Origin of the sequence: Actinoplanes missouriensis 431 (assembly GCF_000284295.1) — a bacterium.
In the GTDB taxonomy this organism is placed as follows: Bacteria; Actinomycetota; Actinomycetes; order Mycobacteriales; family Micromonosporaceae; genus Actinoplanes; species Actinoplanes missouriensis.
In genome coordinates this window covers 6,923,984-6,947,555 of sequence record NC_017093.1, presented here as the reverse complement: position 1 = coordinate 6,947,555, position 23,572 = coordinate 6,923,984, and the positions used below count along the sequence as shown (strand labels likewise).

The 23,572-nt window shown below is 71.4% G+C and carries 16 protein-coding genes; 8 read left to right on the top strand and 8 right to left on the bottom strand.

Going from position 1 to position 23,572, the window contains the following annotated elements; all coding sequences use genetic code 11:
• Positions 1-29: 29 nt before the first annotated feature.
• Complete coding sequence (locus AMIS_RS31815) at positions 30-3,101, bottom strand: SWIM zinc finger family protein (RefSeq protein ID WP_014446565.1); 3,072 nt, start codon at positions 3,099-3,101, stop codon at positions 30-32.
• Between the two features lie 51 nt (positions 3,102-3,152).
• Here AMIS_RS31815 and AMIS_RS31810 point away from each other — a divergent pair, with 51 nt between their 5' ends.
• A complete protein-coding gene (locus AMIS_RS31810; RefSeq protein ID WP_014446564.1) occupies positions 3,153-3,797 on the top strand; it encodes a Rossmann-fold NAD(P)-binding domain-containing protein in 645 nt (214 codons plus the stop codon).
• A gap of 1,127 nt (positions 3,798-4,924) precedes the next feature.
• Here AMIS_RS31810 and AMIS_RS31800 read toward each other — a convergent pair.
• The gene (locus AMIS_RS31800) at positions 4,925-5,926 is read right to left on the bottom strand and encodes a glutathione S-transferase family protein (protein ID WP_014446563.1); all 1,002 of its coding nucleotides are present in this window, start codon (positions 5,924-5,926) and stop codon (positions 4,925-4,927) included.
• Between the two features lie 487 nt (positions 5,927-6,413).
• Here AMIS_RS31800 and AMIS_RS31795 point away from each other — a divergent pair, with 487 nt between their 5' ends.
• Genes AMIS_RS31795 through AMIS_RS31785 form a run of 3 tightly spaced genes read left to right on the top strand, consistent with a single transcriptional unit; the run spans position 6,414 to position 9,104 of the window.
• Positions 6,414-7,112, top strand: coding sequence for a response regulator transcription factor (locus AMIS_RS31795; RefSeq protein ID WP_157435496.1), 699 nt, complete (start codon positions 6,414-6,416; stop codon positions 7,110-7,112).
• The gene (locus AMIS_RS31790; RefSeq protein WP_014446561.1) at positions 7,105-8,598 is read left to right on the top strand and encodes a HAMP domain-containing sensor histidine kinase; all 1,494 of its coding nucleotides are present in this window, start codon (positions 7,105-7,107) and stop codon (positions 8,596-8,598) included. The genes AMIS_RS31795 and AMIS_RS31790 overlap by 8 nt, the downstream gene beginning before the upstream one ends.
• Positions 8,595-9,104 carry a hypothetical protein gene (locus AMIS_RS31785; RefSeq protein ID WP_014446560.1) on the top strand — a complete coding sequence of 170 codons (510 nt, stop codon included), beginning with the start codon at positions 8,595-8,597 and terminating at the stop codon, positions 9,102-9,104. Before AMIS_RS31790 ends, AMIS_RS31785 begins: the two co-directional genes overlap by 4 nt.
• 73 nt (positions 9,105-9,177) lie before the next feature.
• On the opposite strand, the gene AMIS_RS31780 is transcribed toward AMIS_RS31785, so the two are convergent.
• Both AMIS_RS31780 and AMIS_RS31775 read right to left on the bottom strand, forming a co-directional pair.
• Positions 9,178-9,948, bottom strand: a complete 771-nt coding sequence (locus tag AMIS_RS31780; protein WP_014446559.1) for a DUF5995 family protein — start codon at positions 9,946-9,948, stop codon at positions 9,178-9,180.
• A gap of 251 nt (positions 9,949-10,199) precedes the next feature.
• On the bottom strand, positions 10,200-13,013 hold the full coding sequence (locus AMIS_RS31775) for an ATP-binding protein (protein WP_014446558.1): 2,814 nt from the start codon (positions 13,011-13,013) through the stop codon (positions 10,200-10,202).
• Positions 13,014-13,190: 177 nt separating this feature from the next.
• Between AMIS_RS31775 and AMIS_RS31770 the strand changes: the two genes are divergently transcribed.
• The 4 genes from AMIS_RS31770 (at position 13,191) to AMIS_RS31755 (ending at position 19,832) form a co-directional block, all read left to right on the top strand.
• Positions 13,191-13,799 carry an adenylate/guanylate cyclase domain-containing protein gene (locus AMIS_RS31770; RefSeq protein WP_014446557.1) on the top strand — a complete coding sequence of 203 codons (609 nt, stop codon included), beginning with the start codon at positions 13,191-13,193 and terminating at the stop codon, positions 13,797-13,799.
• A 108-nt stretch (positions 13,800-13,907) separates the two neighbouring features.
• Positions 13,908-15,989, top strand: a complete 2,082-nt coding sequence (locus AMIS_RS31765; protein WP_014446556.1) for a DNA gyrase/topoisomerase IV subunit B — start codon at positions 13,908-13,910, stop codon at positions 15,987-15,989.
• A gap of 10 nt (positions 15,990-15,999) precedes the next feature.
• A complete protein-coding gene (locus AMIS_RS31760; RefSeq protein WP_014446555.1) occupies positions 16,000-18,519 on the top strand; it encodes a DNA gyrase/topoisomerase IV subunit A in 2,520 nt (839 codons plus the stop codon).
• 65 nt (positions 18,520-18,584) lie between these two features.
• Complete coding sequence (locus AMIS_RS31755; protein ID WP_014443070.1) at positions 18,585-19,832, top strand: IS701 family transposase; 1,248 nt, start codon at positions 18,585-18,587, stop codon at positions 19,830-19,832.
• Positions 19,833-20,078: 246 nt separating this feature from the next.
• On the opposite strand, the gene AMIS_RS31750 is transcribed toward AMIS_RS31755, so the two are convergent.
• From AMIS_RS31750 to AMIS_RS31735, 4 genes are read right to left on the bottom strand one after another with little or no spacing between them, the layout of a single operon-like run.
• Positions 20,079-21,035 carry an aldo/keto reductase gene (locus AMIS_RS31750; RefSeq protein WP_014446554.1) on the bottom strand — a complete coding sequence of 319 codons (957 nt, stop codon included), beginning with the start codon at positions 21,033-21,035 and terminating at the stop codon, positions 20,079-20,081.
• Positions 21,036-21,093: 58 nt separating this feature from the next.
• A complete protein-coding gene (locus tag AMIS_RS31745; protein ID WP_014446553.1) occupies positions 21,094-21,303 on the bottom strand; it encodes a hypothetical protein in 210 nt (69 codons plus the stop codon).
• A gap of 45 nt (positions 21,304-21,348) precedes the next feature.
• Positions 21,349-22,176, bottom strand: a complete 828-nt coding sequence (locus tag AMIS_RS31740; RefSeq protein WP_014446552.1) for a class I SAM-dependent methyltransferase — start codon at positions 22,174-22,176, stop codon at positions 21,349-21,351.
• Complete coding sequence (locus AMIS_RS31735) at positions 22,173-23,489, bottom strand: GH1 family beta-glucosidase (RefSeq protein ID WP_014446551.1); 1,317 nt, start codon at positions 23,487-23,489, stop codon at positions 22,173-22,175. The genes AMIS_RS31740 and AMIS_RS31735 overlap by 4 nt, the downstream gene beginning before the upstream one ends.
• Between the last annotated feature and the right edge of the window lie 83 nt (positions 23,490-23,572).

The window sequence follows — 23,572 nt, the reverse complement described above, 5'->3', positions numbered from 1 at the left end:
CTCCGGCCCGATGTCAGGTTGAAAATGGTTCATTGAAGCTCCTGAAGCATCTCGTTGCGGAAATTGAGGGTGCGGGCCAGGTCGGCCACCGGCCGCACCCGCGACGGATCGAGGGACTGGTCCAGCTCGGTGGCGAGGCGACCGGCGAGATCCGCGTACCCCGGGGGCATGGCGAGCGCCGCGGTCCGGCACAGCTCGCCGAGCTGCCAGGTGTGCCGATCGGTACGCGCTCGCGCCGCCACCGTCTCCAGGACGACCACCGCCAGACGGTCCGGCCACGGTCCCGGATGCAGCGTGAGCAGCCGGTGGGCGGCGCCGTCGTCGGTGCGCAGCGCCTCGGCGGCGAGCCGGGCCAGATGGTCCGGCGGCAGCACCAGATGCAGGTCCCAGCGCACCGACTCGCGTAGCGCCCCGGCCGCCGCCCCGAGCAGCGCGACAGCCCAGGCGGAGTCGTGCTGGACGATCGCGGCTTTCGCCCAGCCGTGCAGCAGGGGAGTGGCCCAGTCGTGCCCGCGGGCCACCCGCACCCACTCGTCCGGGTCGAGCCCGGTCCAGGTGGCGAGCGGCGTGCCGGCCACCACCTCCTCCAGCAGCCAGGCGCCGGCGCCGACGCCCCGGACCTGGGTCGCGCTCACCCCGTCGCGGCGCAGCCCCTGGTCCAGCTCGGCGGGCGGCTCGACGGAGAGCCGCCGCCCGTCGAACCGGACCGCCGCATGCGCCCGCCCGGCCATCCGCCGCCCGAGCGCCGCGCCGGGAAGCACCCGGAGCAGGTCGAGCGCCGCCTCCCGGACCTCCTTGCGCCGATCGTCCAGCGCCCGCTCCAGCAGTGGCTCGTCCCGCAGCGACAGCCCGGCGCCGAAGGCGCCCAGGAACCGCGCGCGGTCCTCCGAGGACTCCTGCTCCCAGGTGCTCACGACCAGCTCCCGCGCCCGGTCGGGGTCGGCCCGGCGCAGCGCCACCAGCAGCCCGAGTCGCACGCTGCCGGACCCGGTCTCCCAAATCCCCTGATCAGACCCGGCCCGCCCGTTTCCGGATCCGCGCTGACCGCCGCCTCCGGACCCGGCCCGCACGCCGTCGGGATCTCCCGGCCAGATCCCCAGCGCGGCCAGGTCGGCACGGCTCGGGATCACCTCGTCCAGCAGCCAGCGCCAGTCGGTGCGCTGCCCGGCCAGCCACGCGCCGCGCGCCCCCGCGACCCGGGCCAGCGCCGGCCGGACCGTCGTGTCGCGCCGCCCGGCATCGAGCAGCGCGGGCAGCAGCGCCGGCCGCACGAACCCGCCCCGCGCCGCCGCCGCGGCCAGCCACTGCGCCAGCAACTCCTGCTGCAGGTGGCCGCCACCGGGGGCGCCACCGGCGAGAATGCGTGCCAGCCGGGCCGAGGCGGCGACCGGCAACGGCGAGGCGGCCTCCGCGGGCGCCGCCGGCGCCGGGACACGACCACGCTCCGGCTCGACCCCGGCCCGCCGGCACACCAGCGCCACAGCCACCGCCTCCAGCAGCGCCCCCGCGCCGGTCACGCCTCCCGCACCGGCCGAAGCGCCTGCCGCCTCCGACACGTCAGCCGGCGAAACCCCCGGCGGCGCGCCCGCGGACGCGCCCGCGCCCGGCGGCGCGCCCGCGCCCGGCGGCGCGCCCGCGCCCGGCGGCGCGCCCGCGCCCGGCGGCGCGCCCGCGCCCGGCGGCGCACCCGATGAAGAACCCGGGGGCCCGATCGTGACGCTCGACGACCCCGCCGCCACCGCGCCGCCCGCCCACGGGCGCCGCGCCGTCCCGACCAGCGCCGCCGCCAGCAGCTCGGCCGGCAACTCCGGCTCCCGGCGCAGGCTCGGATCGGGGACCGGCGGCCCGGCCGGCACGAACTCACCGTCGGCCCAGGCGGCGAGCGGCCGCAATCCGGCCGGCGACCACTCCGCGGCGACCGTGGCGGGTCGGCCGCCCGCCGCGGCGAGCAGCCACCACGGCTCGCGGTGCCCCGGCGCGAGCGGCAGGGCCGAGCCCTCCTCGTCGACCAGGAAACCGTCACCGGGCCGGACGCCGGCGAGAAGCATCGGTCCGTCGTACCGGAATGGCTCTGTGGACAGCAGCGACGACCAGCGGGAGAGAGCCGCCCGGATGGACCCGGCGCCCTGCGGCGAGCCGAACGGCTCGGCGGCCGAGAGACGCTCGGCGACGAGCGCGCGCAGCGGCGCCGAGCCGGGGTAGAAGCAGAGGTCGCCGCGGAACTCGGAGCCCGGGAGCAGGTCGGCCGGGAGTGGCTGACCGGCCGCCGAGAACGCCAGGACCAGCGCGAACCGGTCGGTGCCGGCACCGTGCAGCCAGGTGCGGCGGGTGGTGAGCGCGCCGTCGTCGACCTCGACCCGGCCGAGGACCTGCCAGCGGTCGGTGACGCGCGGGCCGGCCAGCACCTCCTCGGTCGCGGTGGGGAAACCGATCCGGGAGCGGACCGTCGCGGCCAGTGCCGGATCGAGCTCGCCGAGCCGGGCATGCCCGTCGGCGAGCAGTCGCAGCAGTCCTAGCTCACCGAGCACCCGGTCGGCCCAGTGCGGCCCGGCACCGGCGGCGCCGGAGAGACGGCGCAGCATGCCCGCCGCGCCCGGCGCCTGAGCGTCGACCAGCCGGGCCGCCATCGACTCGGCCGCCTGCCGGCCGGACCGCGCGAACCCGGACAGACCCTGCTCGACCTGGTCGTCGAGCCAGCGGCGCAGCTCGGCCATGCCGCCGGCCACCCGCTCGGCACGCTCCGCCGCCCGCCGGGCCGCCGCAACCGGGTCGGGCGTGCCGTTCCCTTTCGGACGGGAGCGCGCGGCCTGCCACGTGCGGGCGAAATCCGGTGCCTCCCCCTCGGCGATGCCGGACTCCGCCCAGCGCAGCAGCAGTGCCAGCGCGTGCTTGCACGGGATCTTGCGGCTGGGGCAGGAGCATCGGTAGGCCGGACCGGACAGATCGACGGCCACCTCATAGCCCCGGCAGAGCCCCCACAGCACGTCGCCGAGCCGGCCGGACGTGGTGAACCGGCCGGTGACGCCGCGCGCGTTCCGCAGCGAACCGGGGTCGGGTGCGAGAGCCTCGACCTGGGCGGTTGACCAACGTTCGACTTCCACGATGAGACCCTAGGCCGGGGGTACGACGTTTTCCCGGCCGGAGGAGCAGGCATGCGGGTGATTGTTTTCGGGGCGACCGGGATGGTCGGTCAGGGCGTCCTGCGGGAGTCGCTGCTCGCGCCGGACGTGACCGGGGTGCTGGCGGTGACCCGCACGCCGACCGGCGTGAGCCACCCGAAACTGTCCGAGGTGACGCTCGCCGATTTCGCCGATCTGTCGCCGATCGCCGGGCAGCTGTCCGGGTACGACGCCTGCTTCTACTGTCTCGGCGTGTCGTCACTGGGCATGGACGAGGCCGCCTACACCCGGGTTTCTTACGACTATCCGGTGGCCGCCGCCCGTACCCTCGCGGGGTTGAATCCGCAGTTGACCTTCATCTACGTCTCCGGCAGCGGCACCGACGCGAACAGCCGGATCATGTGGGCCCGCGTCAAGGGACGCTCCGAGAACGAGATCATGAGCATCTTCCCGAACGGGTACGCGTTCCGTCCCGGTTTCATCCAGCCCACGCACGGCGCCCGTTCGAAGACCGGCTGGTACAACACGGCGTACGCCCTGACCGCCCCGCTCGTGCCGATGCTCCGCAGGCTCGCCCCCGGCCACATCACCACCACCGACGCGATCGGCCGGGCGATGCTGCGCGCCGCCCGGACCGGTTTCCCGCGCCGCGTCGTGACGAACGCGGACATGCACTGAGCCTGCCGGTTGACCTTCAACCCACACCGGCCCACGGCGGAGCGGCCCACCGGGTCGTCAGCGACGACTGCAGCGAGTGCCGGCCGCAGCGCCGTGAGCTTGACCCGGGTCGCTGAATAGTGGCCTCGCTCCGCCTGGCGGGCGCTGTCGGCGGCAGAAGAAAACGCTACGCCGACCTGTCGACGGGGATGTCGGCGGTTTCGTGGATGTTTTATCGGCGGATCATCAAGCTGATTGGCGAACATTCTGCGATGTGAAATTCGGGCGGGACTGTTCGTTGATTGGCCGCGGGGCGCGGATTATTGGGTGATGGCGCAGCTTTCCTTGTTTCCCTCCCGGCATCTTCGGGATCGGACGCTGCGCCGCAATTATTCTCCGGCTGCGGAGGAGTTTCGGCGGGAGCATGAGCGGCACCGTTCGTGGGGTCTCGCTCAACGCTACGCCCGGCGCCTGCGCCAGTTACGAGAAGCCGAGGAGCGCGCCGCGGTTCCCGCCCAGCCTTCGTGCGGGGCCGCACAACCCGATGGTGAAGCACCACTCGACAGCGCGAGTGAGCCCAGCGCCACCCCGGACGATGCAGTCGTGACCGAGGCGGATCGGCGCGATGCGGGGAAAGGTGAAGCGCTCGTGCCGGGCCCTTCGCCTGCCGCGGCCGAGGGTGTGGAGGATGCAGCTCGAAACTCTGCCCAGGACGGAAGGCGAAAGGCGAAGGGCCCGCATTCCAGGCCACCGGAACCACGGGCTAAAGGACTCTGGAAATGGGGTTCCTGCGCCTTCCCGATGACCACCCGAAGTCGCCCTGTTCGGCTATGTGAAAATCGGCGAAACGACCAGCGCGGGCCTCCACGGAAAATGCACTGAATTCGGCATGGCAGGACGCCAGCGGACATGGCCACCATCGGCTGCGACGGACATCGAGCCGGTGCGCGGAAGGCGGCAGATCCGCGCACTTTCCGGTTCTTCTCGGCGCTGCGGATCCACAAGGTCGCACCGTGGAACACGAACCATATCGGGGTCTGGTGCGGGCTTCCGTCCCGCCTCAGCCTGCACAACCATGCAACCGGCTCCCGGTGCGGCGGGGTTTCGGGCACCAAGCCCCGCCGACCCGGTTGACAGACAAGCTGAGGTCAGGCGGTGTGCCCGGCCGGGACGACCTCGTCCTGGCGGGGCGGCGGCGGGGGAGTGCCGTCCCCGAACGGCCTCCCGCCCAGCGCCTCCCGCCCGTGCGGCTCCCGCCAGTTGCCGAGATCCGGTCCGGCCGGAACGATCCCGGTCGGATTGATGTCGCGGTGCACCTCGTAGTAGTGCCGCTTGATGTGTACGAAGTCGATCGTGTCCCCGAATCCCGGCGTCTGGAAAAGGTCCCGCGCGTACGCCCAGAGCACCGGCATCTCGGACAGCTTCGACCGGTTGCACTTGAAGTGCCCGTGGTAGACCGCGTCGAACCGGGCCAGCGTCGTGAACAGCCGGACGTCCGCCTCGGTGATCGTGTCGCCGACCAGGTACCGCTGACCGGCGAGCCGTTCCGACAACCAGTCCAGCCGGTCGAAGAGCCTGCGGTACGCCTTCTCGTAGGCCTCCTGCGACCCGGCGAACCCGGCCCGGTAGACGCCGTTGTTCACGTCGGCGAACACCACGTCGTTGACCTCGTCGATCTCCGCCCGCAGGGCCTCCGGGTAGAGCTGTGGCGCGCCCGGCCGGTGATACGCCGACCACTCCAGCGACAGGTCGAGGGTGATCTGCGCGAAGTCGTTCGTCACCACCTTGCCGGTCGGCACGTCCACGATCGCCGGGACCGTGATCCCCTTGTCGTAGTCCGGGTACCGCGCCAGGAACGCCTCCTGCAGCCGCTCGATGCCGAGCACCGGGTCCCGCCCGCCCGGATCGAGGTCGAACGTCCAGCTCCGCTCGTCGTGCGTCGGCCCGGCGACGCCCATCGAGAGCACGTCCTCGAGCCCGAGCAGCCGCCGCACGATGATCGCCCGGTTCGCCCACGGGCACGCCCGGCTCACCACCAGCCGATAGCGTCCCGGCTCGACCGGGAACCCGTCGCGCGCGTCCGCGGTGATCCGGGTGGCGATGTAACGCTGGTCGCGGGTGAACTCCCCCGCCGGATTGACATAGGCCATCCCCCATCCATACCCCGATTTCCCCAAACCCTCAGGGGTACGCCCAACGCCCGTCCCGACGGTGATTCTGCGCTCCGGCCGACGACCGGCAACGCGAGGCGGAGGCGACGGCGGGAGGGGAACGGCATCGCCGGGGGCGACGATGGGTGGGCGAGGCATCCCCCCGTGTGCGACGCCTCGCCCGGCTCAGGGGCGACAAGCCCGGTGCGCGTTCACAATTCAGCGCCGCTTCCATCGAAGCGCACGCCGGCCACACTCCGCGGGACACCGTGTCCGGCATGGGCCTTCGGCGCACCCGCCCGCCTTTATAGCATGCCTCGGAGAGCGCTTTCCGGATTCTGGGAGCGTTCCCGACAAACCGCCGACGGATCATCAACGATCAGCCGAGGGCAGCATCCGGGCACTCCCGGCATTTACCTCGATCAAGGCACACCCTTTACCTTCCTCGTACACGGCGGGCACCGCCCCGGCGCGACGGGGCGCGATGATGAACACCGTGACCGGCCCGCCGAGCAAAGGCCTCGTCCTCGTCGTCGAGGACGAGCGGCCGATCGCCGACCTGGTCCGGCTCTACCTCCGCAGGGAGGGCTTCGGCGTGCAGGTCGAGCACGACGGCACGGCCGGGCTCGCCGCGGCCCGCCGGCTCCGGCCGGTCGCCTGTGTCCTCGACATCGCACTGCCCGGTCTGGACGGCACCGAGATCTGCCGCCGCCTGCGCGCCGGCGGCGACTGGACGCCGATCGTCTTCCTCACCGCGCGCGACGACGAGGTCGACCGGATCCTCGGCCTGGAGCTGGGCGGCGACGACTACGTGACCAAGCCCTTCAGCCCCCGCGAGCTGGTGACCCGGGTCAAGGCGCTGCTGCGGCGCGCGGCCGTTTCCGCAGAGACCGATCAGGTACGGGTTCTCGGCCCGCTCACCCTCGACCCCGGCCGGCGGGCCGTCGCCGTGGACGGACAGCCGCTCACCCTGACGGCGACCGAGTTCGACCTGCTCGCGCACCTGCTGGGCCGCCCGGGCCGGGTCTTCACGCGGGAGGAACTGCTCGCCGCCGTCTGGGGTTACGCCTCCGCGGCCGGGACCCGCACCGTGGACGTGCACGTGGCCCAGGTGCGCGGCAAGCTGGGCGCCGCGGCGCATCTGATCCGGACGGTCCGCGGCGTGGGATACACCGCCGATGCGTGACGTCACCGCTTTCTTCCGTACGCTCACCGGCCGCGCCGTGCTGGTCACCGCCGCCACCGCGGTGGTCGCCGTGATCGTCACGTCGCTGGTGGCGGTCCCGGTGGCGGTCCGCTCGGTGAACCTGCAGAGCCGCGCCGAGCTGATGGCCAAGACGACGCTCGCCGAGGAGGTGCTGGCCGACGAGCGGCCGGCCGCACGGGGACGGATCGCCGACCGGCTGCGGCAGGACGACATCGACATCTACCTGATCCGCCGGGGTGTCCCGGATCGCGCCGGGCTGCCCGCGCGGGTGGTGACGGCGGTGGCGGAGGGTTCGCTGGTGGACGTCCGCGCCCGGGTGAACGGCCGGCCCTCGTTCGTGGCGGGCCGCCCTCTCACCGGCCGGGACGCCGGGGTGGTTCTGGTGCAGCGGGCGTCGACCGGCACCGCCGCACGGGTCTTCGGCAGCGTCTGGGTGGCGCTGCTCGCCGGGCTGCTCGGCGGCGTGATCGCCGGTGCGCTGCTGGCCCGGTTCGTCACCCGGCCGATCGAGCGGGCGGCGTCAGCGGCGGGGCGCCTGGCGGCCGGTGACCGGACGATCCGGATCTCCCGGCGCGGCCCGGCCGAGGCGGCCCGGCTCGCCGACGCGATAAATCAGCTGGCCGAGGCGTTGCGGACCAGTGAGGGGCGGGAGCGCGAGTTCCTGCTCTCGGTCTCGCACGAGCTCCGTACCCCGCTGGCGACGATCCGGGGGTACGCGGAGGCGCTCGCCGACCGGGTGATCGAGGCGGACGACGCGGCGGAGGCGGGCAGCACGATGCTCGCCGAGGCGGACCGGCTGGACCGGCTGATCTCCGACCTGCTGGTGCTGGCCCGGCTGGAGGCGGCCGACCTGCCGCTCGACGTCGCCGCGGTGGACCTCACCGAGCTGGTCCGCGAGGCCGGCCAGGCGTGGCGGACCCGCTGCGGCGGCCGCGACCAGGCCGAGCGAGGGAGTCCGCAGCCGGGTGGACCACCGCCGGCGCCGGCCGGCGTGGAGGGGTCGGGTCACGTCGGCGGCCCGCGGCTGGTCGTCGAGCTGCCGGACGCGCCGGTCGTGGTGGACACCGATCCGGGCCGGATCCGCCAGGTGATCGACGGGCTCTGCGAGAACGCGATCCGGGTGCTGCCGCCCGGCGCGCCGCTGGTCCTGGCGGTCCGGCCGCGCGGCGACGGCGGCGGCCTGGTCGAGGTGCGCGACGGCGGTCCGGGGCTCACCGACGACGATCTGGCGGTGGCGTTCCAGCGCGGGGAGCTGAACCGGCGTTACCGCGGTGTGCGCGCCGTGGGCAGCGGGCTCGGCCTGTCCCTGGCAGCGCGGCTGGTCGGCCGGCTGGGCGGGCGCATCACCGCCGGTCACGCCCCGGAGGGCGGCGCGATGTTCACGGTGGAGCTCGGCGGATCCTTACCCGGCTCGAACATCGGGCTGACATCCACCGAGCCGTGGCTCCCCAGAATCGGGTCATGACTCGTACCGGAAAGCTTGTGATCCTCTGCTCTGTTCTCGCCCTGGCCGGATGCGGGCAGGCCGGCGCCGCGCCCGAGGCCCCGCCGGAATCCCCTGTCGCGTCGGCGGCCGCCGGCGGCGAGGACTTCGAGCTGGTAGCGCTGGAGGCCGCCGGATTCGCCGAGGAGGGCGAAGCCCGTGACGGCGGGGAGGAGAAGGTCCGGCCGCGCGCGGTCCGCAGACTCCTGCGCCAGAACACGCTGCACGGTGAGGTGGTGGTGCAGGGCCGTGACGGGGTGCGGACGATCGTGGTGCAGCGCGGCGATGTGACCGCTGCCGACGACGCCGGTTTCACCGTGAAGTCGGCCGACGGGTTCACGCTGACCTGGGCCTACGGCGATCCGCTGCGGGTGGTGCAGAACCACGAGAAGGCGGAGCGCGATGTGGTGCGCCCGGGCGTGCGGGTCGCGGTGGGCGGGGCACGCGACGGTGCGAAGGTCGCGGCCCGCCTGATCGTCGTCCGCTGAGCGAAGCCGGCGCCGCCCCCGGAAGCCGGCTCCGCTCAGCGAACGACGGGATCAGTGCAGACCACCGGCGGGATTACTGCAGGAAACCCGCGAACGGGGAGAGCAGCAACTTGCCGAGCCCGGTGGCGGTGTCGTCCAGGCGGCGGCGGTGCTTGTCCAGCGCGATCATGTCGTGCCGGATCGACCAGATCTTCTGCGCGTTGCGCCAGGCGACGTTGCGGGTGTACTCCACCATCTCGCCCTGCCACCAGTCGTCGAGATCGCCGTTCATCGTGTCGATGAGCAGCTGCCAGCGATCGAGGTAACCCCGGCGCAGGCCCGGGATCTCGTCGTTGAAGATGTCGTTGACCTGGAGGTAGTCGTGGTGCTGGTCGCTGCCGTCGATCGGGTCGGTGCCCAGGTGGTCGAACGTGGTGACGAGCGCGAACGGCAGGTCGAAGTTGATGTGCGCGTTGACCCCCGCGACGGCGGACGGCAGCGGGCGGGCGTCCGGGCCGGGGATGCGGCCGAACAGTCCGGCCCACACGCCCGGGCATGCCGGGCTCCCGTCGGTCCAGTAGCGCAACGCGTCGAAGTAGCGCGCCGCGAACTCCACGTCCAGCCGGGACAGGAACGCCGGGTCCTTGAACTTGCCGGCGTAGAGCCGCTCCAGCACGTTCTCGGTGATGGTCAGGTAAAGCTGGTTGAAGTCCGCCAGCGGATTGCTGTGCAGCAGCGGCGGCACCTGACAGAGCACGTCCTGCAGTTTTGTCAGCTGGTCGACGACTCCTGGCACGTCGTCGGGGTGCTCCTTGAGCAGGCCGGACATCTGCTGCTGGACGGGGCCCCAGATGGCTTGGGTCATGTCGGATCCTCCACGGGTGAAACAGAACTGCGGAGGGCCCCCAGCACCACCCGGCGGCACCGGCCGCCGGGTGGTGCTCCCCCGTGCCGCCCAGCTTTCCATCGGGCCGGAGGCGGGGGATCGGTAGAACGACGTATTCTGCGTACGTATGTCACGGCGAGGTAACGATCGAACTTTTTTCGATGTGGCCCTGCCCGCTGAGCCGGCGCGGGCCAACAGCGTCGCCACGTTGAAAATGGTTCGCAGCCTGGTCAGGCCGCCGTAAGATAGACGCGACTCGCCTGGACTCGGGTGCGCACCTGCAGTTTGTCGAAGATGTGTCCCAGATGGACGCCCACGGTGCGCTCGCTGATGAAGAGGCGCTCGCCGATCTCGCGGTTGGTGAGGCCCTCGGCCACCGCGGCGAGCACCTCCCGCTCCCGCCCGGTCAGCGTCGCGAGCTCGTCGACCGGCTGGTCGGGCAGCGCCATCGGCACGGTCGGCATGTCGTCGGCGAGCGTCACCCGGAACCGGTGGGCGATCCCGACGATCTCGGCGGCGAACGGGCGGGCGCCCATCGCGGTCGCCGTGGCGTACGCCTCGCGGAGCCCGGAGATGGCGGCGGCCCGGCGGACCTTGCGCTGCAGGGAGGCCTCGGCGTGCCGCAGCCGGGCGTAGGCCGCGGGGTACGGCTGCTGGCGCCGGTCCCAGATGGCGGCCGCCCGGGCCCACGGCGCGGGATCGTGCCGCCCCTCGATCCGGCTCAGCTCGGCGGCGCAGAGGTCCAGGTAAGCGTCGATGATCGCGCGAGCCGCCGGTCCGGCGCTGTCCGCGTTGGAGGCCATCCGATCGCGCACCATCAGCAGGCGGCGGACCGCGCTGTGGTCGACGGGTTTGCCGGCGGCGTGTGCCTCGGCCTCGGCCCGCAGACCGTGCCAGACCAGGACGCCGAGCAGCACCAGGTCGTCGGAGCGGGTCTCGGTGATGCCGCGCTGCACCGCGGTCCGGGCATCGGCGTGCTCACCGAGCCACATCGCCAGGCCGGCCCGCAAAGTCAGCATCGGCAGCACGTGCCGCGCGCCGCCGCCGGCCAGCAGGATGGCGGCCGCGTCCAGGTCGCGGCTCGCGTCGTCGAGGTCGCCGAAGCCGACCAGCAGCCGGCAGCGGGCCAGCAGCAGTTCCACCGCCTCGGCACCGGACGGCCGGTGCCGCATGGCGGCCTCCAGGACCGCGTCCGCCTCGGTCCACTGACCGATCCGGAACAGGCCGTTCGCGGCGATGGCGAGCAGCCGGCTCTGGTGGGTGCGGCCGCCGCCGAGCGTGGAGAGCCGCTCGGCGCCGCGGCGGGCCACCAGCACGCCTTCCTCGATCGAGTTCAGCGGGCCGGTGAGCAGCTCGGCCAGGTGCAGATAGGCCACGCCCAGGTCGTCCGGGTGGCCGGAGCGCTCGGCGATCTCCACGGCGTGCCGGATCACCGCGAGCCCGGCGTCCGGGTCCTCCCGGAACGCGGCGCTGAAGCCGAGCGCGGCGCTGGCGCGTACCAGATCGGCGGTGGTGCCGTTGACCGCGGCGAGCTCCAGGGCCTCCCGGGCGCGCTCGTGAGCGTCGGCGTAGCGCGCGAGCTGGACCAGCAGCTCGGCCAGGAACGCGGCGGCCGAGGCGCGCAGCTGCGGGGTGCAGTCCGGGGCGCCGAGGGCCAGTTCGTACTCACTCTCGGCGTGCGCGAAACGGCCCGCCGCGGCCAGGTAACGGGCCCGGCGCAGGTGGAGTTCGCCCAGGCCGGGGGCGTCCTTGCGGCCGGCCAGCTCCTCCAGCCGGGAGAGCGCGAGCAGGTGCTCGCCGCACTGGTGCGCCGACTCCGCCGCGTTGCCGAGCAGCGCGGTGCGCTCGGCGTCGTCCTCGGCGACCAGCTGCAGCGCGATGCTCCAGTAGCGATGCGCCTCGGCGAAGCCGTAGAGGGCCTCCGCCGACCGCGCGGCGGCGACCACCGGAGGAAGAGCCCGTTCCGGTACGCCGGCACGCTGCCAGTGGTGTGCCAGGCGCGCGTGGTCGGGCTCGCCGGTCTCCGGCTCCAGCGCCTCGGCGTACCGCCGGTGCAGGGCGGTGGCCTCGGCCGGCAGCACCTCGTGCTCCAGCACCTCGGCGACCAGGCGGTGCCGCAGGCGGTAGCCGTCGCCGTCGCTGGAGACGAAGCGATGCGCCACGGCCGCCCGGATCGCCTCGAGAAGCTGGTCCTCGGGGAGCGGGACGACCCGCGCCAGCACCGCGTGGTCGACCGGCTCGACGCCCGCCGCCATCGCGTGCACCACCTGGTGCGCGTGCGCGGGCAGCTCGTCCACCCTGGTCAGGAAGATCTCGCGCAGGGTGTCGGAGAGCTCGACCCGGCCGTCGCGCAGGTCCCGGGCGAGCTCCTCGGCGATGAACGGGTTGCCCCCGCTGCGCTTGTAGACCCGGTCGGCGTCCTCGGTCGCCACGTCGTCGCCGGCGATCGCGGTGACCAGCTCGCGGGTCTGGTCCTGGTCGAGCGGTGACAGATCGACGACACGCACCGACCGCAGGCGGCGCAGCTCGGCCAGCACCCGGCGCAGCGGGTGGGTGCCGTGCAGCGCCTCGGCCCGGATCGCGGCGAGCACCGAGATCCGCACGTCGCCGAGGCCGGCGAGAAGGTAGAGCAGGAGCTGACGGGTGGACCGGTCGGCCCACTGCAGATCGTCGAGGACGAGCAGCAACTGCTGGTCGCCGGCGATCGCGCGCAGGTCGTGGGAGACGCGGTCGAGCAGGGCGCCGGCGTCACCGGGCGCGGTGGCGGTGATCGGGGCGCCGTCGTGCCGCCGCAGCGCCTGCAGCACCGGGTGCAGCGGCGAGGCGTCGCCGATGTCCAGACAGGTCCCGGAGAGCACGGCGAAGCCCGTCCCGCGCAAGGCGTCGGCGGTCTCGCGGAGCAGGCGGCTCTTGCCGACACTGCTCTCACCGGTCACGAACACCGCGGCGGTGCCGCCGGTGCCGACGTTGCGCAGGTTGGACTGAATCTCGGCCAGCGTGCCGGTGCGTCCGACAAGCGGCCCGTCGTCCTCCTGGCCCTCCATGACCGGCAGCCTAATGCGAATCGGCCTATCACGTTGTCGTCGGTTCGGCCTGTTCTCCGTCACAAAAATGACGAGGGCCGATGCTGTCAGAGATACGTCGTTCTGCGGATCCGCGTCTTCGCCAGGGCTGGCACCGTACTCCCGGTCAACGCAGTGACCTGGGGGAGCGTGAGACACATGACCACCATCACCATGGCCGAACAGGAGCGGCGCCAAGACGTCACCGTGCTGTTCATCGACATCGTGGGCTACACCACGCTTGTCGACCGGCTGGATTGCGCGGACGTCCGGGCGTTGCAGCGGGACTACTTCTCGGCAGTGTCCGCAGTGGTCCGCGCGTGCGGCGGCATCGTCGAGAAGTACGTCGGTGACGCGGTGATGGCGGTCTTCGGCGCGGGGGAGGCCGGATTCGGCCCGGAGGCGGCCGCTGCGGCCGTCCGGGCGGGCCTGTCGGTCCAGGAGACGTTGAGGGGGCGTCTCCTGGCCGGCAGGTTCCCGGTCCGGACCCGGGTGGGGCTGGCGACCGGCGAGGTGATCCTCGATCCGCTCGCCGCGTTCGACGGCGGTTACGCGATGGTCAGCGGCAGCGTGGTGACGACCGCGTCGCGGCTTCAGTCGTACGCGCCGCACGACACCGTGGTGGTGTGCGCCGCCACCCGCGCGGTGACGGACACGCTGATCGCGTATCAGGAGCTTCCGCCGGTGTCGGTGCCCGGTAAGCCGTACCCTCTGGATCTGTTCCGCGCGTTGCAGCCACAGACCGCCTCGCTGGCGGCAGTTGCCTAGTTTTTGTCTGGTTTTAACCTGATTTAGGCCACGGTGTGGTTGAGACCTGCCTCGCCTGGGGCAGAAGTGTCACAGGCGCCGGGTAGGCTCGCGCCGTCTTGACCACCCATGGCCGATCGGGAGTACTGCCTCGTGACCGCACAGCCAGAGACCTTGTACGGGGCTGACGACCTCACGCACCTGGAAGGGCTGGACGCTGTCCGCAAACGCCCGGGTATGTACATCGGGTCCACGGACAGCCGGGGCATCAACCACCTCGCGAACGAGATCATCGACAACTGCACCGACGAGGGCGTGGCGGGGTTCGCCACCAAGGTCGCGGTGACGCTGCACTCCGACGGCTCGGTCCAGGTCGACGACGACGGCCGCGGCATCCCCACCGACGTGCACGGCAAGTCCGGCCTCTCCGGCGTCGAGCTGGTGCTGACCCGGCTGCACGCGGGCGGCAAGTTCGGCGGCTCGGGTTACAAGACCTCCGGCGGCCTGCACGGCGTCGGCGCCTCCGCGGTCAACGCGCTGGCCCTGCGCTTCGACGTCACGGTCAAGCGGGACGGCAAGGTCCACGAGATCTCGTTCCAGCGCGGCGTGCCCGGCTCCTTCGACGGCCCCGGCCCGGAGGCCTCCTTCACCCGCGAGGCCGGCCTGCGCGTCGTGCGCAAGATGAAGCGCGGCGAGCCCTCCGGCACCAGCATCCGATACTGGTACGACGCTCGCTACTTCGAGACCGGCGCCCGGCTCGACGTCGACGCGGTCCGCACCAAGCTGCGCAACACCGCGTTCCTGGTCCCCGGCGTTCAGTACACACTGTTCGACGCGACCGCCGAGGAACCGGCCACCGAGACCTTCCACTACCCCAACGGGCTCACCGACATGGTCGAGTTTCTGACCCCGTCGGGTGACAAGCCGGTCTCCGGCATCCTCATGGTCACCGGCGAGGGCACCTACAAGGAGAACGCCGCCGACGCCAACGGCGTCATGCAGTCGAACGTGGTTCGTCACGCCCAGATCGAGGTCGCCTTCCGCTGGGGCACCGGTTACGAGCGCACCGTCGAGTGCTTCACCAACACGATCCGCAACGTGCACGGCGGCACCCACCGCAAGGGCTTCGAGCGGGCTCTGGTGCGGTCGCTGACCGAGGCCGTCCGCAACACCCGCGGGCTGCTCAAGCCCAAGGAGGAGCCGCCGGTTCTGGACGACCTGCTGGAGGGCATGACGGCGGTCATCCACGTCCGGGTCCCGGAGCCGCAGTTCACCTCGCAGACCAAGGACGAGCTCTCCACGGCCGGCGTCACCCGGGTGATGCAGGGGCTCGTCGAGGCGTACGTGAAAGAGTGGATCGAGAACCGGAAGACCAAGGCCGAGGCGCGCACGGTCCTGCAGAAAGTGGTGGACGCCGCCCGCGTCCGCCTCACCCAGAAACAGCAGAAGGACGCCGCCCGCCGCAAGACCGCGCTCGAGGGCGCGTCGATGCCGGCCAAGCTGGTCGACTGCCGCGCCATCGGCATCGACCGCTCCGAGCTGTTCATCGTCGAGGGTGACTCCGCGCTCGGCACCGCCCGGATGGCCCGCTCCTCGGAATATCAAGCGCTGCTCCCGATCCGCGGCAAGATCCTCAACGTGCAGAAAGCCAGCCTGCAGCAGGTGCTCGACAACGCCGAGTGCTCGGCGATCGTGCAGGTGCTGGGCGCCGGCTCCGGGCGCACGTTCGAGATCGGCGCGATGCGGTACGGCCGGGTCATGATCATGGCGGACGCGGATGTCGACGGCTCGCACATCCGGACCCTGCTGATCACGCTCTTCGCGAAGTACATGCGGCCGGTCATCGAGCACGGCCGGCTCTTCGCCGCGATGCCGCCGCTGCACAAGGTGGTCACCAAGGGCCGCAACGCGGAGACCATCTACACGTACACCCAGCAGGAGATGGAGAGCACCGTCTCGCGCTTCGAGCGCGGCGGCCGTCAGGTGCAGAAACCCGTGCCGCGGTTCAAGGGCCTCGGTGAGATGGACGCCGACGAGCTCTGGGAGACCACGATGAACCCGGCGGCGCGGACCGTCCGGCGGATCACCATCGAGGACGCCGAGCGCGCCGAGGCCACCCTCGAGCTGCTCATGGGTGAGCGTGTCGAACCCCGGAAGAACTGGTTGATCGAGGCCGCCGGCCGGATCGACCAAGAGACGATCGACGCCTGAGAGGTCATTGATGGCACGCCGCAAATCCGAGAACCGTGTCGACCTGTCCGCGTTCGACCAGCCAGGCGCCCGGGTCATCGACAACCCGCTCACCACCGAGGTCGAGGACTCCTACCTGGAGTACGCGTACTCGGTGATCCACTCACGGGCGCTGCCCGACGCGCGGGACGGGCTCAAGCCCGTGCACCGGCGGATCCTCTGGTCGATGTCCGAGCAGAACCACCGCCCCGACCGGCCGTACGTGAAGAGTGCCCGGGTCGTCGGCGACGTGATGGGTAAGTACCACCCGCACGGCGACGTGGCGATCTACGACGCCCTGGTCCGGCTCGCCCAGGACTTCTCGCTCAATACGCCGCTCATCGACGGCCACGGCAACTTCGGCTCGCCCGACGACGGTCCGGCCGCCGCGCGGTACACCGAGGCGCGCATGTCGCCCGAGGCGATGCTGCTGGTCGGCGAGCTCGGCGAGGGCACGGTCGACTTCAAGCCCACCTATGACGGCTCTGAGCAGGAGCCGAAGGTGCTGCCGGCGGCCTTCCCGAACCTGCTGGTCAACGGCACGTCCGGGATCGCGGTCGGGATGGCGACCAACATGATCCCGCACAACCTGGGCGAGGTCGTGGCCGCCGCCCGGCACCTGATCACCCACCCGGAGGCCGACCTCGACGAGCTGATGCGCTTCGTCCCCGGCCCCGACCTGCCCACCGGCGGGCAGCTGCTCGGCCTGGACGAGGTGCGCCGGGCCTACGAGACCGGCCGTGGCGTGGTGCGCATCCGGGCCCGCGCGCAGACCGGCTTGCTCGAGGGCGGCCGTGGCCGCCAGGCGATCACCGTGACCGAGCTGCCCTACGGCGTCGGCGCCGAGAAGATCATCGAGGCGATCACCGACGAGGTGAAGGGCAAGCTGATCACCTCCGGTCCGCGGCGCGGCCAGCGGCAGGCGGCGCGCCTGGTCGGGATCTCCGACGTCAAGGACCTCACCGACCGCGAGCACGGCACCCGCCTGGTCATCGAGTGCAAGATCGGCGTGAACCCGACGGCGCTGCTCGCCGACCTCTACCGGCTCACCCCGCTCGAGAGCTCGTTCGGCATCAACAACCTGGTGCTCGTCGACGGGCAGCCGCGGACCCTCGGGCTCAAGGCGCTGCTCGAAGTCTTCGTCCAGCACCGCTACGACGTGGTGACCCGGCGGACCACGTTCCGGCGCACCAAGCGCGAGGACCGCCTGCACCTGGTCGATGGCCTGCTGATCGCCCTGATCGACATCGACCGGGTGGTCGCGCTGATCCGGGCCAGCGACGACGCGGCCGCCGCCAAGGCCGGGCTGATGAGCGAGTTCGGGCTCTCCGAGATCCAGGCGACGTACATTCTGGACACTCCGCTGCGGCGGCTCACCCGGTTCGACCGGATCGAGCTGGAGACCGAGCAGGAGCGGCTGCGCAACGAGATCGCCGAGCTGACCCGGATCCTGGACAACGAGGACGTCCTCAAGCAGGTCGTCTCCGACGAGCTCGCCGAGGTGGCGACCGAGTTCGGCCGCCCGCGGCACACCACGCTGATCGACGGTGATCTCAAGGAGGTGCTCGCCGCGTCGGTGCCGGCCGGCCCGCTCGAGGTCGCCGACGACCCCTGCCAGGTGATCCTCTCCGCGACCGGGCTGATCGCCCGGACCGCGGCGGAGAGCGAGGAGAGCACCGAGGCGCGCAAGCGCAGCGGCCGGATCAAACACGATGCGGTACGCGCGGTCATCCACTCCACGGCCCGCGGGCGGATCCTGCTCGTCACCAACCGGGGGCGCGCGTTCAAGACCGACGTGCTGACCCTGCCCGTGCTGCCCGACCAGTCGGGCACCGTGTCGCTGCGCGGCGGGATGTCCGCGTCCGAGCTGGTCCCGCTGCACAAGGGCGAGAGAGTCGTCGGCATGGCGCCGCTCGCGGCCGGGGACTCGCCGGGGCTCGCGCTCGGGACGAAGCAGGGCATCGTCAAGGTGTGCGCGCCGGAGTGGCCGGTCCGCTCCGACGAGTTCGAGGTGATCACCCTGAAGGAGGGTGACGAGGTCCTTCAGGCGACGTGGCTCACCGACGGGGCGGAGTCGCTGGTCTTCGTCACGTCGGATGCGTCGCTGCTGCGGTTCCCGGCGAAACTCGTGCGGCCGCAGGGGCTCAAGGGCGGCGGGATGGCCGGGATCAACGTCGCCGCCGAGGCGGAGGTTCTGTCGTTCAACGCGGTGTCCACGTCGGACCCGCAGCACGGGGAGCCGATGGTGGTCACGTCGACCGGGACCCAGGTGAAGGTCACCCCCTTCGGGCTGTACCCGGCGAAGGGGCGGGCCACCGGTGGGGTTCGGGTGCAGCGGTTCCTGAAGGGGGAGACGGCGCTGTCCGTGGCGTGGGTCGGTCCTCGCCCCGTCGGGGCGTCTTCTACCGGGGACCCTGTTGAGCTGCCTGAGGTTGACTCCCGGCGTGATGGGTCGGGGACGGCCGTCATCATGGGGCCGCAGCTCGTCGGGCATCTGATCGAGCGGGACTAGTAGTGCTTTGTCACTTTCGAGTGGCTGATGGTGACTTGTTGACGGTGGGTTGCTGTCGTTGAGGTATGGACGTTGCTGAGGCTGACCGGTTGCGTGACGACTTGGCCGAGTTCGCGTCGGACGTGTTCGCCTCGCTGACCAGGGCCGGCTGGCAGGATCGTGCGGCCGCGTATCTGCAAGGGCTGATGATCGACGGACGGCGTAAGTCGATCCAGCCGATGGCCGCTCGGCTGCAGGGCGTGCATGAGCAGGCGTTGAACCACTTCGTGACCAACAGTCCGTGGCAGGTCGAGCCGGTCCGGCGACGGATCGCCGCGCTGGCCGACCAGGCGATCGTCCCGACGGCATGGGCCATCGACGACACCGGCCTGCTCAAATGCGGCACCGCTTCGCCGTGTGTGGCCCGGCAGTACACCGGCACCGCGGGCAAGGTCACCAACTGCCAGATCGCCGTAAGCGTCAGCATGGTCACCGACACCGCATCCTGCCCCGTGGACTGGCGACTGTTTCTGCCGGAGTCCTGGGATCCCGCCTCACCAAAGGCCACCAGCGATGTCCACAACCGTCGCCGCCGCGCCGGGATCAGCGACGACGTGACCCATCGGGAGAAGTGGCGCCTCGCCCTGGACATGATCGACGAACTGCTGCGATGGGGACATCGCCCGCCGCTGATCGTGGCCGACTGCGGCTACGGCGACGCCGCAGAGTTCCGCCTCGCCCTGACCGAACGCGGGCTGCCCCACCTGGTGCAGGTCAGCGGCAGGCTCACCGCTTACCCGGCCTCGACGATCCGCACGGCCGGGGACTACGCCGGCGTCGGCTCCTATCCCACGCCCCGCTACCAGCAGCCGGCGCCGACCCTCACCGAACTGATCACCACCGGCACCGGCAAAGCCCGGAGAGTGACCTGGCGACCCGGCTCCCGCAGCCGCGGCGGCCGCCCGCTCCTGATGTCCTCGCACTTCGTGTTCACCCGGGTCCGTCCGGCCGGGCGAACCCTGCTGTCCGCGCACCGCGGCGAGGACCTACCTGAGGCCTGGCTCATCGCCGAATGGCCGCCCGGCAACCCGGAGCCGATCAAGTACTGGCTCTCTGACCTACCCGCCCGGACCGCGAGACGCACCCTGATCCGCTGGGCGAAACTGCGCTGGCGCATCGAACACGACTACCGCGAAGTCAAGACCGGTCTCGGCCTCGACCACTACGAAGGCCGCACCTGGCAGGGATGGCACCACCACGTCACCCTCGTCTCCGCGGCACACATCTTCCTCACCCTGCAACGCCTCGACCCAAAAACCCATGCGCCGGAATGACCCTCTACGCCGTACTCCGACGCCTGCAACTCCTGCTCGTCTACCTCATCGGCGCATGCCCGACCTGCCGAACCCCGTTCCCGCAACGGAAACGAGCCCGCCGACGCGGATCATGACAAAGCACTACTAGGCGCGAGCTGGGCGGTCTTGGGGGCGGAGATCACCCACTCCGGGCGGTCAGGCTTGATCCCTGCGTGGGCGATCTCCGCCCCCAAAGCCTTGCATGGGCGCGCTTGGTGACGCGGGTCAGGGGCGGAGGACTCTCAGGGCGGCGAGCTGCTCGGGAGGCAACGGGCCTTCCGCTTCGGCTTTCAGGCATTCGGTCAGCTCGGCTCGGTTCTTCACGCCGAGGATGACGCTTGCTACGCCGGGGACGCTCAGGGCGTAGCGGTGGGCCAGGGTTGCTGCGGATGTGCCCCAGTCGGCGGCTAGTTCGCGGAACGGGGCCGCTCGGGCGAAGTCGATTGCTGCCGGGTGGTCCGGCGGGACGGAACGGTCCAGGGAGTCGGTCAGGGAGCCGGCTGCGGCTACGCGGATGCCCAGGACCGGCACACCCTGTGATTGCGCGGTGGCGAGAACGGCCTGATTCTCAGAGGGGACTGTGGGATAGATCCACATGTCGCCGTTCAGGTCGAGCGGGTTGACTATCACCTGGGCGGCGTTGGGGCGGGCCGGCGCGCGCAGCGCGTCCAGCACTGATGCGGGGTGGCCTACGGCGGTTATGCCCCAGGCGCGGATCCTGCCGGTTTCGCGGAGGTGCTCGAAGGCGGGGACCACGGCGTCCTGGTAGGACTGCCAGTGGATCGTGCCGGGAGCGGTGGCGGAGCCGTCGCGGGGGAGCAGCTGGGTGTGCAGGAGGAAGAGGTCCAGGTGGTCGCGGCCGAGGCGGGTCAGGGAGCCTTCGAGGCTGCTGCTGATCAAACGGGCGAAGTCGCCGCCCGGTGGGACGTCGTGGACCTGGACCTTCGAGGTGACCTGGACGTCGGGTGAGTTGCGGAGCGCCTCGCCGATCACTCGTTCGGCCTCGAAGTCGTCGCCGTAACTCGGGGCCACGTCGAACATCGTGATGCCGGCGTCGATCGCGGCGTGGACGGTTGCCACCGCCTCGCTGCGGTCGGTGGCGCCCCAGACACCGCCGAGGCCACCACCGCCGAGCGTGAGCGCGCTGATCCGTCCCAGCCTGCCGAAGTCTCTGAGTTCCATGACATCGACGCTAGTAGCTGGAGCGCGCTCCAGCTCAAGAGCGAAAGAGAGCCAAGACCTACTCGCTCGGCTCCGGGACATCCGGGACGTCACAGGTGATCTTCGGGTTGACGCCCATCCAGTTCAGCGGGCCGGCGATCGTGGTGACGATGACCGTGCCCGCCTCGGCACAGCTCGCGTCGCCGGTGTTCTTGAAGTAGCCGCGCTCGAACGCCGCGACCACGCCGAGCACGAGCCAGATGACAACTATGACCGCACCGATACGCATCGGGGACCTCCTCAGCCGGGGATGGCCCGGAGGTACCCCGCAGCGTCAGTTCGTTAAACGGCGGGCCTGAAGCGTGTAGGTGTGCGGGAGGCGGGAAGGCTTCTCGATCAGCTGATGTTCACCGCCGCCGATCTCCCGCATCCGGCCGGGCAGCGCGTCCCACGGCACCGATTGATGCTCCTCGAGCCCGGTCAGCGTGAGCCCGGCGTCGAGGACCGCGGTGACGATCTCGCCGAGACCGTGGTTCCACTCGTGAGTGGTGGTGTGCTGGAACTGGTGGTCGCTCGTCACGTACGTACCGGGCTCGTCGTAGATCTGTGGTTCCTCGTGCTCGAAATAGGGTTCGGAAAGAGCGATGACCCCATCGGTACGGTCGTAGTCGAGCGCCCAGAGGATCGGGTGACCTTCCCGGATGAACAGGCGGCCGCCCGGGGCGAGCAGCGACGCCACGGTCCGCGCCCACCGCGTGATGTCGGGCAGCCAGCCGAGCGCGCCGATCCCGGTGTAGACCAGGTCGAACTCGCCGTCGAGCGCCTCCCGCGCCGCGTAGACGTCGCTCTGCACGAACGTGACGTCCGCGCCCGCGCGGGCGGCGATCGCCCGGGCCTGCTCCACCGAGGCACCGGAGAAGTCGAGCCCGGTCATGGTCGCGCCGAGCCGGGACAGCGAGATCGTGTCGGTCCCGATGTGGCACTGCAGGTGCACGCCGCGCAGCCCGGCGATGTCACCGAGGCGCGGCATGTCGAAGCGGACGACCTGGCTCAGGTACGCGGGATCGGTCGCGAAGTCCTCGACGTGGTAGTCCGGTGAGGCGGCGTGCGGGGCGGCCCGCTCGTCCCAGTTGGCGCGGTTCACATCGAGGTAATCGGTCATGCGCCGGAGCGTACGCGGTCCCGGAACCAGAGCGCGCTCCTTTTCAGCGAGCGCATCTGGGTCTCGTAGTCGACGTGCACCAGGCCGAACCGCTTCGTGTATCCCTCGGCCCACTCGAAGTTGTCCATCAGTGACCAGGCGAAATAGCCGCGCACGTCGGCACCGGCCGACCGGGCCGCGAAGACCGCGTCGACATGGGCGGCGAGGTACGCGGTCCGCTCGTGATCGGCGATGAAACCGCCGGCGTCCGGCACGTCCTCGTAGACGGCGCCGTTCTCGGTCACGGCGAGCGGGATCCCGTAGTCGTGTTGCAGCCGCAGCAGCAGCGTGGTGAACCGGTCCGGAGTGATCGGCCAGCCGAGCGCGGTGCGGGGCACGTCCGGCATGATCTCGCGGACGATCGGCAGGCCGTTCGCGTCGGCGGTGGCGCCGTCGACGCCGTACCCGGAGAAATCCTGTCCGAAGTAGAAGTTGACACCCAGGATGTCGATCGGCGCCGAGATGATCTTCAGGTCGCCGTCGCGGACCGGCAGTTCGTGGCCGCGGGCGGCAAGATGCTCGAGGACGTCGGCGGGGTAGGCGCCCCGCGCGATCGGATCGAGGAAGATCCGGGTGCCCATGCCGTCGGCGAGACGTGCGGCGGCGATGTCGATCGGGTCGCCGGAGGCCGGCGTGGCCGTCCCGATGTTGAGGGCCGGTCCGACGACGGTGCCCTCGCGGCGCAGTGACGAGGCCACCAGCCCGTGCCCGAGCAGCAGGTGATGCGTGGCGTCGAGCGCCGCCTGGAAATCCCTGCGGCCCGGCGCGTGCACCCCGTGCTCGTACCCGAGATAGGCCACGCACCACGGCTCGTTGACGGTTCCCCAGTTGCGTACGCGATCCGACAGCCGGTCGAAGACCAGCGCGGAGTAGTCCGCGAACCGGTACGCGGTGTCCCGCACCGGCCACCCGCCGGCGTCCTCCAGCTCCTGCGGCAGATCCCAGTGGTAGAGCGTGAGCCACGGGTCGATCCCGGCCGCCAGCAGCTCGTCCACCAGCCGGTCGTAGAAGTCCAGGCCGGCCGGGTTCGCCGGACCCTTTCCGCCCGGCTGCACCCGCGGCCAGGAGACCGAGAAACGGTACGCGTCCACGCCGAGACTCTTGATCAGCTGAACGTCGTCCGGCATCCGGTGGTAGTGGTCGCACGCCACCTCACCGGTCTCGCCGACCACGTCCCGGGCGAACGTGTCCCAGATGGACGCCGTGCGGCCGTCGGTGAAAGCGGCGCCCTCGATCTGATAGGCCGAGGTCGCCACGCCCCACGTGAATGTCACGAAATCACTCCCAGGAATGGTGCGGGCCGGTCCCGACGGCAGGGGACCGGCCCGCTGCTCAGGAAACCGGCTGCGCGGCCGGG